Genomic DNA, 13,509 nt, shown 5'->3' with positions numbered 1-13,509 from the left:
CCTCCTTAACCCCCCCCCCCCCCCCCGGGGGGGGGGGGGGGGGTGGGGGGCGGGGTCTGCGCGCGTCCGCGCGCGAATGGCCTTGGATCGAGCTGTCCATAGGAGCCGGTCTGTGATGCTCCAGGGCCGGTGCAAGCCGCGAGAACCCCCTCCCCCTAACCCCCTCCCGCGAGGGGAGGGGGGACTCGTTTGGATTCGGTCGCCTGCCGAGGGGGGCCATGCTGCCGCTCATGCCGCCGCCGCCACCGCAGGGCGGCCGCCATGGGCGACCGCCATCTCGCTGTCGCTGTCGAACAGGTGCAGCGCCGATTCCGGCAGGGCCAGCGCCAGCCGGGTGTCGGCCGCAGCCTCCAGCGCCCGGTCGGTGACGATGGTCAGCCGCACGCCGTTGACGTCCAGCGCGATGTGGCTCTGGTCGCCCAGCCATTGATTGGCGATCACTGTGCCCTGCAGCGCCGTCTCGCCGGGCCGGGCGGCGCCGAGCCGGATTTCATGCCCGCGGATGCCGAGATGGACGCGGCCAGCCTCGGCCAGGCGGGGGCCGGAGTGAGGCAGGCGGAAAGCCGGCGCCCCATCCTCATCCTGCACCTCGACCGCCAGGCCGCCATTCTCGCGCACGACCCGGGCCGGGAACAGGTTCATCGGCGGCTCGCCGATGAAGCCGGCGACGAACAGGTTGGCCGGGCGCTTCTTCAGCTCGGTGGGCGAGGCGAATTGCTGCAGCCGGCCGCCTTCCATCACCGCGATGCGGTCGGCCAGGGCCAGCGCCTCGGTCTGGTCATGGGTCACGAAGACCGTCGTCATCCTGTGCTCGATCAGATAGTCCTTGATGCGCGCCCGTAGCACGGCGCGCAGCTGCGGCTCCAGCTGCGACATCGGCTCGTCGAGCAAAGACAGCTGCGCCCGCCGCACCAGGGCCCGGGCCAGGCTGACGCGCTGCTGCTGGCCGCCGGAAATCGCCTGCGGATAGCGGTCCAGGATGTCGCCGATCTCCAAGAGGGCCGCGACATGCGCGACGCGCTGCTGCACCTCCGCTTTCGGGATGCGGTCGCGCAGCAGGCTGAAGCCGATGTTGTCGCGCACCGTCAGCGGCGGATACAGGGCATAGCCCTCGAACGCCATGGCGACGTTGCGCTCGGCCGGGCGCAGGTCGTTGATCACGCGGTCGCCGATCCGGATGGTGCCTTCCGACACGCTCTCGAACCCCGCGATCATGCGCAGCGTCGAGGTCTTGCCGCAGCCGGAGGAGCCGAGCAGGCCGACCAGCTCGCCATCGCGCAGCGCCAGCGACACGGCATCGACCGCACGGATCGGGTGGGCCAGGCGCGGCCCGTAGATCTTGGAGACGGCGTCGAGCGTCAGGGTTGCCATCGGGGCTCCTCAGGCCGTCGCGGCCGGCAGGTGGGCGCCGGTCTCGCGGTCGAAACAGAGCGCGCGGGCCAGGTCCGGCCGGGCCCAGGCGCGGCGTCGGCCGCGGCCCAGGTCGTCGCCTTGGTCCTCCGGCCGGCTGGCCAGGATCTCGGTGCCGTCGGCGGCGCGCAGCAGCATCACGGTGCGGACATTCAGCGGCGTCACCGCCTCCAGGTCGACCGGCACGGCATCCTCGGCCGGCTCGAACCGGACCTCGACATCCTCCGGCCGCAGCCCGACCAGGCAGGGCTTGCCGGCGGGCACCGCGGCCGGCGCCGGGAAGGCGGTGCCGGCGATGCTGATGCGGCCGTCCTGCGCCGCGGTCTCGATCAGGTTGATCGGCGGGTCGCCGAACAGCCGGGCGATCCGCGTGTCCTGCGGTCTGCCATAGATGCCGGCCGGGGTGTCGACCTGGCGGAAGCGGCCGTCCAGCAGCACGCCGACCCGGTCGCCCAGCGCCATCGCCTCCTTGTAGTCCTGGGTGACGTAGAGGACGGTGGCACCGACCGCACGCAGCAGGCGCGGCAGCTCCTGCCGCATCTCGTAGCGGATCTTGGCGTCGACATTGCGCAGCGGGTCGTCGAGCAGCAGGACCGATGGCGAGCAGACGAGGCTGCGGGCCAGGGCGGTGCGCTGCTTCTGCCCGTTCGACAGCTGTTTCGGCAGGTGGTCCAGCACATGGCCGATGCGCAGCAGCTCCGCCACCTCCCGCACTCGCTTCTTGATCTCAGGCTCCGCGATCCGCCGCGCCCTGAGCGGGCTGGCGATGTTCTCGAAGGCCGGCAGATGCGGGTAGAGGGCGAAGTTCTGGAATGCCATGCCGACATCCCGAGCCTCCGGCCCCTGGCCGAGGATCGAGGTCCCGCCGATGCGGATCTCGCCCGCCTCCGGCTGCAGGATGCCGGCGATCAGGCGCAGCAGCACGGTCTTGCCGGAGCCGGACGGGCCGAACACCACCACGAACTCGCCCTGCTCGACCTGGAGGTCGAGGCCGTCGAGGATGCGGGCCTTGCCGAAGCTCTTGCCGAGTCCGGCGATGTCGAGGAAGGCCATGGTCGTCACCCCTTCACGGCGCCGAGGCTGAGCCCCTCGACCAGGTAGCGCTGGGCGTAGAGGGCGAGGGCCAGGGTCGGCAGGATCGACAGCACCAGCGCCGCGGCGATCTGGCCGTAATTGATGCCCGAGGCGGTGATGAAGGCCAGCGCCCCGACCGTCACCGGCTGGATCGAGCTCGACCCCAGGATCAGCGCGAAGATGAAATTGTTCCAGGCGAAGATGAAGGCCAGCAGGGCGGCAGCGGCGATGCCGGGTCGGGCCAGCGGCACCGCGATCTTCAGGAAGGTGCGCAGCCAGGAATGGCCGTCGAGGCGGTAGGCGTTCTCGATGTCCTCGCTGATGTCCTCGAAATAGCCGCGCACGATCCACAGGATCAGCGGCAGGGTGATCAGCTGATACACCCAGATCAGCCCGATATAGGTGTCGCTGAGGCCGAGGTCCTGGAAATACAGCTGCAGCGGCAGCAGCACCAGCAGCGGCGGGGCGAAGCGGAAGGACAGCATGGTGAAGGCCATGTTCTCGCCTAAGCGGAACTTGAACCGGGCGAAGGCATAGGCCGCCGGCACGCCGAGCAGCAGCGACAGCAGCACCGAACAACAGCTGAGAATCAGGCTGTTCAGCAGGTTCTGCATGTAGTCGATCTTCAGCGCGCCGACATTGGTGGAGAGCTCGCCGGCGATCAGCGCGGCATAGTTCTCCAGCGTCGGGGTGAAGACGACGCTGGGCGGGCTGCGCAGGATGTCGGCGTTGGTCATGAACGACATCAGCGCCACCCAGACCAGCGGGAACAGGAAGAACAGCGCCACCAGGGTGAGCAGAACGCCGTGGAGGATCCGGCCGCCAATTCCACTCGCATGGTTCATGGCTTGCCTCCCGTCTTCACAGGTCGATGATCAAGAGCAATTCTGGACTTGGGGCGCGTAGCCTCTCCCGCTTGCGGGAGAGGTCGGGCTCGCGCAGCGAGACCGGGTGAGGGCCAAGCGGTCTCACCACGCTTATGGATATCGCGCGGAAGAGAGCCCATGGCTCGTCCTCTCCCGGAAACTTCAGTTCTTTCGACTTCGGCCGGCTGGCCCTCACCCGGAGCCGCTTCGCGTCTCCGACCTCTCCCGCAAGCAGGAGAGGCAATCGGACGGTGCTCAATGAGAGACATGTGCATCTGGCGGCTCGTCACGCCCGGCCATGCGCGCGGGCGCGCAGGCGGAGCCATTGCTTGATGAAGACGTTGCTGAGCGCGAAGGTGATCGCCCACAGCACCATCAGGATCGCGGCCGACCGGCCGATATTGGTGAAGGTGAAGGCCTCGAGATAGGCGCGGATCTGGAACAGCATCAGCCGGTCGCCCGGGCCACCCTGGGTCATGGCGTAGACAATGTCGAACTGCTGGATGCTGTCCAGCATCCGGAACAGGCTGGCCGTCAGGATATAGGGCAGCAGCATCGGCAGGGTGATGCGGAAGAACACGAAGCTGCGCGGCACGCCGTCCAGCTCCGCCGCCTCGAAGGGCTGGCGGGGCAAGGCGCGCAGCCCGGCCAGCAGCAGGATGGCGATGAAGGGCGTGTAGACCCAGGTGTCGACCAGCACCACGGTGAACATCGCCGAGGCCGGGTCCGACGCCCAGCGGAAATCGGTGAAGCCGAGGCTGGTCACGAAGTAGCTGAGGATCCCGAAATTCGGGTTGGTCATCAGCTTCCACATCAGGCTGGCGATCGCCGGCGCCACCATCAGCGGCAGGATCAGCAGCACGCTCATCAGGTTGTTGATCAGGCTGCGGCGCACCAGCAGCAGGGCGATGCCGAGGCCGAGCAGCAACTGCACCCCGACGGTCAGCACGGTGTAGGTCAGCGACGCCTGGATCGTGCCCCAGAACCGCCCGTCGCCGAACAGGGCCACGAAATTGTCGAGCCAGATCATCCGGCGACCGGCCGGGAAGGCCAGGTTGTAGCGCTGCAGCGAGTAGTACACGGCGGTGGCGAAGGGGATCAGGATCCCGATCGTGACCAGCAGCGCCGGCAGGCTCAGCAGATAGGGCAGCAGGCCGGGGCCGGTGCTGCGGCGCGTTCGGGGCAAGGGTTCGGCGGTGATGGTTGCCACGGGGCAAGGTCCTCTCGGAGACGGTCGCTGAGCCCCGCCCCCGCCGGGGGAGAGAAACGGCGGGGGCGGGGCTGCCGCGCGGGCCAACGGGGCGAAGGCCGGTCCGCGCGGGACGGCGTCAGTCGGCCAGGCCGGCGTCCTGCAGCTGCTGGTCGATGAACTCGGCCAGCTGGTCCAGCCCCTCGTCGACCGGGATCTCCTTGGCGTACATCTTCTGCAGGCTGGCCGCCCATTCCGTGGTCAGGTTGAAGAACAGCGGCTGCGGCGTGAAGTAGATCTTCGACCCGGCGGCCGAGGCCTTGTACTGGTCGAGATAGCCCGGATAGCTCTCCAGCCGCTTGTGGAAGTCGGCATTGTCCCACACCGACTGGCGCACCGGATTGACCAGGTCGGCCTTGGTGGCGCCGAAGGTGGTGTGCTCGGTGCCGCTGGCCCATTGCACGAAGTACCAGCCGGCCTCGGGCGCTTGGGAGAAGGCGCTCATCGCCAGCGACCAGATCCAGACATTCGGCGTCGGCGCCGCAGCGCCGGGCTTGGCGCTGAAGGGGTGGTAGGCCAGGTGGCCGGCCTCCTTGGTGCCCTTGTTCTGGAAATAGCCCAGGATGTCGGCGTCGAAGATCATGGCCGAGGCCCCGGCGCCCAGGTCGTTGCCGACCTCGTACCAGGTGTAGGTGGTCCAGTTCTTCGGCCCGCCCTTCTGGATCATCTCGATCCAGAGCTTGGTGAACTCCTTGGCCTCGGCGCTGTTCATCGCCGCCTTCAGCTTGCCGTCGGTGACCGCGAAATCCTTGCCGCCGTAGTTGGTCAGGCCCGACAGGTAGCCGGGGTGGATCGTCGCCCAGCTGCGGCTGCCGCGCACGCCGACGCCGTAGAAGCCCTGGTTCAGCGCGCTCAGCTTGCCGGCCTGATCGACCATCTCCGGCAGGTCCTTCGGCGGCTTCATGCCGGCGGCGTCGAAGATCCGCTTGTTGTAGGCGACGCTGTTCAGCTCGAAGCCCCAGGGCACGGCCCATTGCTTGGCGCCGCTGCCGCCCAAGGGCTCGCCGGGCACGCCCGACCAGGCGGTGGAGGCACGCAGGCCCGGCAGCAGGTCATCCCAATTGTAGGCTGGGGCCGTCAGCTCGGGGTTCTTGATGTACTCGTTCATGTCGGTCAGCCAGCCGGCCGGGCCGTACTGCCAGGTCTGGTAGGCGCCGGTCATGAACACGTCGTATTGCGGTGACTTGCTCGACAGGGTGGCGGTGACCTTGTCGAAATAGACGTCCTCCGGGAACACGTCGTAGCTGACGTCCAGGCCGGTCAGCGCCTTGAAGTTGTCGAGATTGGCGATCATCGCATCGGTGTAGGGATGCTTGTTCAGGAGCAGGCTGATCTTCTTGCCGGAGAACTTCTTGAAGTCGGGGCCGGTCGCGGCCAGGGCCCTGGTGCCGGCCTGGTTCAGCAGGAAGCCGGCCGCGGCACCGCCGAGGCCCAGCTTGGCGGCGCCGGTCATCAACTCCCGGCGCGACAGCCCTCCGGCGAGATGGCGGTCGAACAGATCGGTCGTGCGCTTCATCGGTGGTCCTCCCAGAATTTGTGATTGTCAGCTGGTCTCGCGCAGGCCCTGCCGCCGCGGTGGCGGCCGGGCACCCCGGCGCGCGGCCATGGCCACCGCCGCGGATTCGTCGATGATCAGGTCGGTCACCATGCCGCTCGCCAGCGCCGCGGTGATGGCGTCGGCCTTGATCGCGCCGCCGGCGATCGCGACGACGCGGCGGCCCTTCAGGTCGGCCAGCCCGACGCTCAGCGCCCGGTCGTTGACCTCGGAGGCGACGCGGCGGCCCTGGGCGTCGAGGAACTGGCCGACCAGGTCGCCGACCGCGCCCTTGGCCCGCAGGTCGTCGTATTCCTCGCGGGTCAGCACGCCGGTCTGCAGCATATGCGCCTGCGGCCCCAGCTCGCCGACGCCGACCAGGCATAGCGTCGCCCGGTGGGCCAGGGCCAGCACCGCCTGGACGCTCTTCTGCGACAGCATCACCGCCTTGTCGCCCAGGCTGTCGGCGGCCATCGGCACGGGCATGAAATAGCCCTCGCCGCCGGTCTTGTCGGCCAGGCGCTGCACCACGTCGAACGGGTTGGCGGAGGATTTCCGGGTCAGGCTGCCCAGCAGCGACACGAACTTGGCCTCGGGCGCGGCGATCCGCGGCAACCGGTTGACCAGCGCGGCCAGCGTGCGGCCGTGGCTGACGCCGATCACCTTGTCGCCGTCGGTCTCGAGGTAGCGGGAGAGATAAGCGGCGCCTTCCGCGCCGAGCGCCTCGAAGGGCTGGTCCTCCTCGTCGATCGCCGGGACGACGCGGCAGAAGCCGAGGCCGTACCGGTCGATCAGCCCGTCCTCCAGCTTCAGGCATTCGGCGGGGCGGCCGGCGATGTGGACGCTGACGAGGCCCAGCTCCTCGGCCAGCGAGATCAGCCGGTGCACCTTGACCCGCGACACGCCGAGGCGGTCGGCGATCTCGCCCTGGGTCAGGCGGCGCACATAGGACAGCCACGCGGCGCGCGTGGCCAGGCTGACCTGCTCGTCCATCCCGTCTCCAGCCCCGTTGTTCCGATGTGTAATTTTTTACACTGACTGAACAGAATTTCATCGTCGCGCGGATCGACGCCGCCGTCAACCCTCGGAGGGGACAGGTTCGCGGGGATGTTCGAGGGACGGCGAGAGGGAAGCGATCAGCCGAGCGAAACGACGGCCAGATCGTCCCCGAGCTCCCGGGCGGCCGCATCCACCACGTGCTGGTGGTGGGTGAACACCACCATCTGCACCCTGTCGGAAATCGCCGCCAACGCCTTCAGGCCATGCGCCGTTCGCGCCTCGTCGAAGCTGGCGAAGATGTCGTCGACGACGAACGGAGCCGGCTCCGCCCGGTCGGCATAGGCATCGAGATAGGCCAGGCGCAGCGCCAGGTACAGCTGGTCCCGGGTGCCCTCGCTCAGGCCCTGGATCGGGACGGTCCGGCCGTCCGGCCGGCGTCCGACCAGGCGTGGCGTGTCGCCGTCGTCATACTCCTGGACCACGCCATCATAGGCGCCGCCGGTCAGCATCGCGAACAGCGCTCCGGCACGGGCCAGGAGCGGATCCTCCTGGCTGGCCCGATGGCGCTCGACGGCGGCGCCGATCATCAGCGCTCCGATCTTGCGCACCGCCCAGTTGCGGGCCGCCTCGACCAATTCGGCTTCCGCATTCCGCCGCTGCTGCGCCGCGATCTCGGCGCCGACACCCTGTTCCAGCTCGGCACGGCGGCGCAGGGCCCGATCCTGCGCGGCGAAGGTCTCCTGGGCGGCATGGTCCAGGGCCTCATCCTCCTGGGCGAGGCCCTGCAGGCGCGCCTCGGCCGCATCGGCATCGAACTCGGCCAGGGCGGCCCGCAGCGAGGTTTCGTCCAGCCCATCCGATTGCAGGACCAGCTGCGTCCGCTGCTCGGCGATCGCGGTGGCCAGGCTGTCCCGTTCCGTCCATCGGGCGAGCATGATGCCGAGGTCGAGACCCGGCGGCAGGCCGGAGGCGAGCTCGTCCCGGCTCCGCTCCGCCTCGGCCAGGGCGCGCCGGGCATCGGTGCAGGCGCGATCCGCCCGGGCCAGATGTTCGATCGCAGCAGCGCGCCGGCCGGCGGCGCCTCTCGCCGCCGTGACGCGCTCGTGCAGGATCGTGACCGCGGAATCCGCCGGCAGGGTGGCGAGATCGGGTGCCAGGTGTGCGATCAGGTCGCCGGCGCGCCGTTCGAACTCCGCGATATCGCGGCGCAGGCCGGCAACGCGCCGGGTGCGATTGTCGAGCTCTCGAAGGGTTGCCGGCACTTCACGCCAGACGGCCAGCGCCGCCTCCGCTCCATCGATCGACGTCGACGTGGCCTGGCCGATGCCCGGCGCCGACTCTGCCCAGAGGGCGGTCCAGGCCTCGAGGTCGGCGGCCGTCTCGACCTCCGCGGCGCGTAGCGCTTCGATGCGGCGTCGGCCGTCGTCGATGCGCGTCGCCAGGCCCCGCGCCTTGTCCCAGCCATCCGCCAGCGCCTCGAGGTGCTGGCGCAGGCGGGCCGCGACCAGGCCCGGTTCCAGCGGGTCGAGTGGAGGCAGGCCGGATGCCACGGCGATCGCCTGCAGGGCAGGGACCACGTCGCGCACCGCCCGATCGATGACATCCACCCGATCCTGCTGCGCCTCGACGGCTTCGCGGCGCTGCAGCAAAGTCTCCACCGCGGCCACCCAGGCGCTCATCTCGGCCGGCGTGCCGGGCGTGACCGCGAGGCTGGTCCACAGGCCCCGCCATTCGGCCTCGGCCTCGCGCCGGCGCGTCTCCACGGCGGCCAGGCGATCCTGCGCTGCCGCGGCCTGCTGCCGGGCCAGGGCCAGGTTCCGGGTCTCGACCGCATGCTCGCCGACGCGCGCCGCATCGGCCCGCGCCTCATCCGACAGCTGGTCGGCCTCGGCTGCCAGGCGTTCGAAGCGGGCTGCCAGGCTCGCGAGCGCACCGCCCTGCGGGGCGCCGGGCTCTTCGAACAGGGCTCCGTGCAGTCGCTCCCACGCCTGATCACGCTCCCGGCGAAGGGCGGCGATGCGCTCCACCGACGGCACCGGCCGGGTCGTGGCAAGGGCCTCGAGTTTCGCTTCGATGGCGGTGATCGTCGTTGCCGCCGCGGCGATCTGATCCCGCTCGCGCCGCTCCTGCGCGGCCAGATCCTCCTGGATGCTGCGGTGCCGCCCGATCGCCTCCGCACCCGGGCGGGGTGCCGCGGCGACGGCATCGAGATCCGTCACCGGCGGCATCAGCCGGGCCGCCGCCTCCGCCAGGCTTCGGCGCTCGGTCCGGATCTCCCGGTCGAGCTCGGTCCTGCGGTCGAGCTGCTGCAGGACCGGCTCGATCGCGCCGAGCCGCTGCTGCAGCGGCCGCGGGTCGCTGAGGCCACCCTGTTCGGCCTGCTGGCGCTGAAGCTCGGCGAGGGTGGCCGTCTCGCGCTCGATCGCGGCGCGCTGCCCGCGCCGTGTCTCCGCCAAGGCCCGGCCGTCGGCGATCAGGCGCTGAAGCTGCGCCTGCGCCGCGTCGCTCGGCTGGGCGATCTGGATCGCGCCGGGCTCCTGGCCGAGACGGCCGGCCAGCGCGGCGAGGGTTCGCTCCAGATCGTCGAGCTCCGCCTGGATGCGGGGCAGGTCGCGCCGGCTCGCGGCATGGCCGCCGCTCTCGCCGAAGATCTGCACGACCTGATCGGCGGCAACGGTCAGGCCCTCGTCGACGACGATGCCGTCGAGGTCCTGCCGGGCCGTGGCCAGGCCCGCCTCCGCCCGTCGCAGCCCCTCCTCGGCCCGGGCGACGGCGTCGAGGCTGTCGCGCAGCGCTTCGGCGGTGCTTCGCGGAAGCTGCGGCAGGTCGGCGAAGGCGTCGAGCCGGGCGAGATGCTCGTCGAGCAGCCGCATCAGCGGGCCGACGCGTTTCAGCCGCGCCAGCTGCGATCGCGCCGCGGCGATCTCGTTCCGCTGCGCCCTGATCTCGCCGAGACGGGTGGCAAGGCTGCCGATCGACTCGTTGAGCGCCTTCCAGTCGCCGACCCTCAGCTCGCGTTCTCGGATCGCCTTGCGCGCGTCTTCGAAGCGATCGAGCGCCTGGTAGAAGCGGCGATCCTTCGACGCGCGAGGGGCGAAGATGGTGTTCGCCTCGTCCTCCAGGCTCCGCCGCAGATCGCTCAGCCCGCGCAGGCCGGAGGCCGCGGCGAACAGGCTGGCGCCGGCCTCGCCGTCGCTGCGCAGCATGTCCTCGGCACCACGACGCAGGGTCTCGGCGTTGAGCCCGAAGGCACGGCCGAACACGTCGCGCGTCAGGCTGCCAAGATACGGCAGCAGGGCGTCGTCCGCGATCGGGCTGTCGTCGGGCCCGAGCAGCGTGTTCTTGTTGCCCTTGCGCCGGCGGAACGTGAGACGACCACCATCGCGGCCGATGATCTCGGCGCCGATCCGCAGGTCCTTGCCCTCGTGCAGGAAGTCGTAGCGGGTCAGCCGCTCGATGCCGAACAGCAGGTCGGTGACGGCGGCCAGGGCGCAGCTCTTGCCCGCCTCGTTCGGCCCATGCACGACGTGCAGCTTCGCCCCCGGTGGGAAGCTCAGCGTCCGGCCGGTGAAGGGGCCGTAGCGGTCGAGGTCCAGTCGCAGCAGTCGCATCGGTCAGCGCGCCGCGCCGGCCGTCGCCCGTGCGACCAGCATCGCCCGCGCCTCGTCCAGCAGCGCGCCCAGATCCGAGGCGAGGGGCGGCCCGTCGCCCGCGATACCGCCCGGCAGCTTGCCCGTGATCGTGGCGACCAGCTCGGCCGCCCGCGCCTGGAACTGCGGATCCTGCTCCAGGCCCTCGAGGAGAGCGGCGAGGTCGAGCGAGGCCAGGGCGTCGTCGGCCGTGGGCTCGGGATCCTCCGTCTCGATGCGCAGGCGTTCGAGCCAGATGTCCTCGTGGATCCGGTTGGCGGCGGCCTGGATCTCGTCGGCCATCCGGTCCGGATCGGCCTTCAACCGGCGGTGCAGCGGCGTGCGGCCGGTCAGCCGGATGCGCAGGGCCAGCAGCCGCCCCTCGGCCGCCGCGGCCTCCGGCGCGATCGACTCCTCGATCCGTCGCAACGCGCCGGCTTCATCCTCGATGCCGGTCAGGTCGATGGCGGCGACGGCCCAGCGGGCGCGGTCGAGGGCAAGGCGCCGGGTCCCGGCGATGTGGCCGTCGGCGACGTCGACCAGGACGGCGCCTTTCGGGCCGCATTCCCGGACGCTGCGGCCCTGCAGATTGCCCGGGTAGACGATCCAGGGGTCCCGCGACAGCTCCTCATATTCGTGGACGTGACCCAGCGCCCAGTACTGGTAGCCGCGCGAGGCCAGGTCCTGGACGGTGCAGGGGGCGTAGACCGCATGGCCCGGCCGGCCGTCGCAGGAGGTATGCAGCACGCCGATATTGACCCAGCCCGGAAGCGGGTCGGGGTAGCCCAGCGCGTAGTTTTCGGGAACGGCGCGGTCGGGAAAGCCGCGACCATGCAGGGCGACCTTCAGGCTTTCGATCCGGAACGTCCCGGCCCGACCGGTCGGGAACTCCGAAACGCAGGCGGGGAGCGAGATGGTCTTGGTCACGACGCTCTCGGCGTCGTGGTTGCCCTTCAGCAGGAACAGCGGGATGCCGGCCCGGTCCAGCCGCGCCACCTCGCGGTTGAAGAACAGGCCGATCGACGTATCGCGCCACTCGCCGTCATACACATCGCCGGCGACGACGACGAAGGCGACCTCCGCCTCGACCGCCCGCGTGACGAGAGCGGAGAAGGCCTCGCGGCTCGCCGAGGCGAAGCGCCGGGCGACCTCCGGGTCCTTGAGGCCGAGGCCCGTCAGCGGGCTGCCGAGGTGCAGATCGGCCGCATGCAGGAATGTGAATCGCATTTGCCCACCTTAGGGCCGGACACGGACGCATGAAACACCAGGCAGCCCTTAACATTCGCCCGCAACCGGGATAGCTTGCCGGCGGCCGGGTGAGGCCCCAGACAGAATTCCGGAGCGAGCGGTGGTTGCGAACATTCTCCACGAACTTCCCGTCGGCAAGCGCGTCGGCATTGCATTCTCGGGCGGTCTGGACACCAGCGCCGCCGTGCATTGGATGCGGGAGAAGGGGGCTCGCCCCTGCGCCTACACCGCCAATCTCGGCCAGCCCGACGAAAGCGACTACGAGGACATCCCGCGCAAGGCCCTCGCCTATGGGGCCGAGACGGCGCGGCTGATCGACTGCCGCTCGCAGCTGGTCGCCGAAGGCATCGCCGCCATCCAGTGCGGCGCCTTCCACATCAGCACGGCCGGCGCGACCTATTTCAACACGACGCCGCTCGGCCGCGCGGTGACCGGCACCCTGCTGGTCGAGGCGATGCGCGAGGACGGGGTCGACATCTGGGGCGACGGCAGCACCTACAAGGGCAACGACATCGAGCGGTTCTACCGCTACGGCCTGCTCGTCAATCCGAACCTGCAGGTCTACAAGCCGTGGCTCGACCAGCGCTTCATCGACGAGCTCGGCGGCCGCAAGGAGATGAGCGAGTACATGGCGGCGGCGGGGTTCGAGTACAAAGCCTCCGTCGAAAAGGCCTACTCGACCGACAGCAACATCCTGGGCGCCACCCATGAGGCGAAGGACCTGGAGTTCCTGAGCACAGGGATCGCCATCGTCAAGCCGATCATGGGCGTGGCGTTCTGGCGCGACGACGTGGCGGTGAAGGCAGAGACGGTGTCGGTGCGCTTCGAGGAAGGCCGGCCGGTCGCCCTGAACGGGCAGAGCTTCGCCGATGCGCTGGCGCTGTTCACCGAGGCCAACGTCATCGGCGGCCGGCACGGCCTCGGCATGTGCGACCAGATCGAGAACCGCATCATCGAGGCGAAGAGCCGCGGCATCTACGAGGCGCCTGGCATGGCGCTGCTGCACATCGCCTATGAGCGGCTGGTGACCGGCATCCACAACGAGGACACGATCGAGCAGTACCGCAGCAACGGGCGCCGCCTCGGCCGCCTGCTGTATCAGGGCCGCTGGTTCGACCCGCAGAGCCTGATGCTGCGCGAGTCCGCCCATCGCTGGATCGCGCGGGCGGTGACCGGCGAGGTGACGCTCGAGCTGCGCCGCGGCAACGACTATTCCCTGCTCGACACCACCAGCCCGAACCTGACCTACGACCCCGAGCGGCTGACGATGGAAAGCGGCGCCGGCGCCTTCACCCCGGCCGACCGGATCGGGCAGCTGACCATGCGCAACATGGACATCGCCGACACGCGGGAGAAGCTAGCGGTCTACTTCCGGACCGGGTTGCTGGGCGGCTCGGACGCGACCCTGTCCCTGCCGCGCCCGGACGCTGCCAAGAAGGAATAGCCCTCGACGGATCGATCCGGCCCAAAGCCCCGCCTCGCACAGGCGGGGCTTTTTGC

Annotated in this window: 9 protein-coding genes; 1 reads left to right on the top strand and 8 read right to left on the bottom strand. The window is 70.0% G+C overall.

The genetic code is table 11. The annotated features are described in order from the left end of the window. Window positions 1-228 precede the first annotated feature (228 nt). From AAHM41_RS34615 to AAHM41_RS34580, 8 genes are all read right to left on the bottom strand, one after another. Window positions 229-1,371 carry an ABC transporter ATP-binding protein gene (locus tag AAHM41_RS34615; protein ID WP_342241180.1) on the bottom strand — a complete coding sequence of 381 codons (1,143 nt, stop codon included), beginning with the start codon at window positions 1,369-1,371 and terminating at the stop codon, window positions 229-231. Between the two features lie 9 nt (window positions 1,372-1,380). Then, complete coding sequence (locus AAHM41_RS34610; protein ID WP_342241179.1) at window positions 1,381-2,463, bottom strand: ABC transporter ATP-binding protein; 1,083 nt, start codon at window positions 2,461-2,463, stop codon at window positions 1,381-1,383. A gap of 5 nt (window positions 2,464-2,468) precedes the next feature. Continuing rightward, window positions 2,469-3,329 (bottom strand): carbohydrate ABC transporter permease, encoded by an 861-nt coding sequence (locus AAHM41_RS34605; RefSeq protein WP_342241178.1) that lies wholly within the window; start codon window positions 3,327-3,329, stop codon window positions 2,469-2,471. A gap of 307 nt (window positions 3,330-3,636) precedes the next feature. After that, complete coding sequence (locus AAHM41_RS34600; RefSeq protein ID WP_342241177.1) at window positions 3,637-4,560, bottom strand: carbohydrate ABC transporter permease; 924 nt, start codon at window positions 4,558-4,560, stop codon at window positions 3,637-3,639. Between the two features lie 118 nt (window positions 4,561-4,678). Beyond that, a complete protein-coding gene (locus AAHM41_RS34595) occupies window positions 4,679-6,115 on the bottom strand; it encodes an extracellular solute-binding protein (protein ID WP_342241176.1) in 1,437 nt (478 codons plus the stop codon). Between the two features lie 27 nt (window positions 6,116-6,142). Next, window positions 6,143-7,126 carry a sugar-binding transcriptional regulator gene (locus AAHM41_RS34590; protein ID WP_342241175.1) on the bottom strand — a complete coding sequence of 328 codons (984 nt, stop codon included), beginning with the start codon at window positions 7,124-7,126 and terminating at the stop codon, window positions 6,143-6,145. Window positions 7,127-7,269: 143 nt separating this feature from the next. Then, window positions 7,270-10,743 carry an AAA family ATPase gene (locus tag AAHM41_RS34585; RefSeq protein WP_342241174.1) on the bottom strand — a complete coding sequence of 1,158 codons (3,474 nt, stop codon included), beginning with the start codon at window positions 10,741-10,743 and terminating at the stop codon, window positions 7,270-7,272. 3 nt (window positions 10,744-10,746) lie between these two features. Further along, complete coding sequence (locus tag AAHM41_RS34580) at window positions 10,747-11,988, bottom strand: metallophosphoesterase family protein (protein WP_342241173.1); 1,242 nt, start codon at window positions 11,986-11,988, stop codon at window positions 10,747-10,749. Window positions 11,989-12,109: 121 nt separating this feature from the next. On the opposite strand from AAHM41_RS34580, the gene argG reads away from it, so the two are divergent. Further along, a complete protein-coding gene (gene argG / locus AAHM41_RS34575) occupies window positions 12,110-13,453 on the top strand; it encodes an argininosuccinate synthase (RefSeq protein ID WP_342241172.1) in 1,344 nt (447 codons plus the stop codon). The last annotated feature ends 56 nt before the right edge of the window (window positions 13,454-13,509 follow it).

Source organism: Inquilinus sp. OTU3971, assembly GCF_038440215.1.
This window is presented reverse-complemented; position numbering and strand designations above follow the sequence as displayed.

Coding starts and splice junctions, on each gene's coding strand:
- AAHM41_RS34580 (WP_342241173.1), bottom strand. CDS start 11,988: ATGCGATTCACATTCCTGCATGCGGCCGATCTGCACCTCGGCAGCCCG.
- AAHM41_RS34615 (WP_342241180.1), bottom strand. CDS start 1,371: ATGGCAACCCTGACGCTCGACGCCGTCTCCAAGATCTACGGGCCGCGC.
- AAHM41_RS34585 (WP_342241174.1), bottom strand. CDS start 10,743: ATGCGACTGCTGCGACTGGACCTCGACCGCTACGGCCCCTTCACCGGC.
- AAHM41_RS34610 (WP_342241179.1), bottom strand. CDS start 2,463: ATGGCCTTCCTCGACATCGCCGGACTCGGCAAGAGCTTCGGCAAGGCC.
- AAHM41_RS34590 (WP_342241175.1), bottom strand. CDS start 7,126: ATGGACGAGCAGGTCAGCCTGGCCACGCGCGCCGCGTGGCTGTCCTAT.
- AAHM41_RS34605 (WP_342241178.1), bottom strand. CDS start 3,329: ATGAACCATGCGAGTGGAATTGGCGGCCGGATCCTCCACGGCGTTCTG.
- AAHM41_RS34595 (WP_342241176.1), bottom strand. CDS start 6,115: ATGAAGCGCACGACCGATCTGTTCGACCGCCATCTCGCCGGAGGGCTG.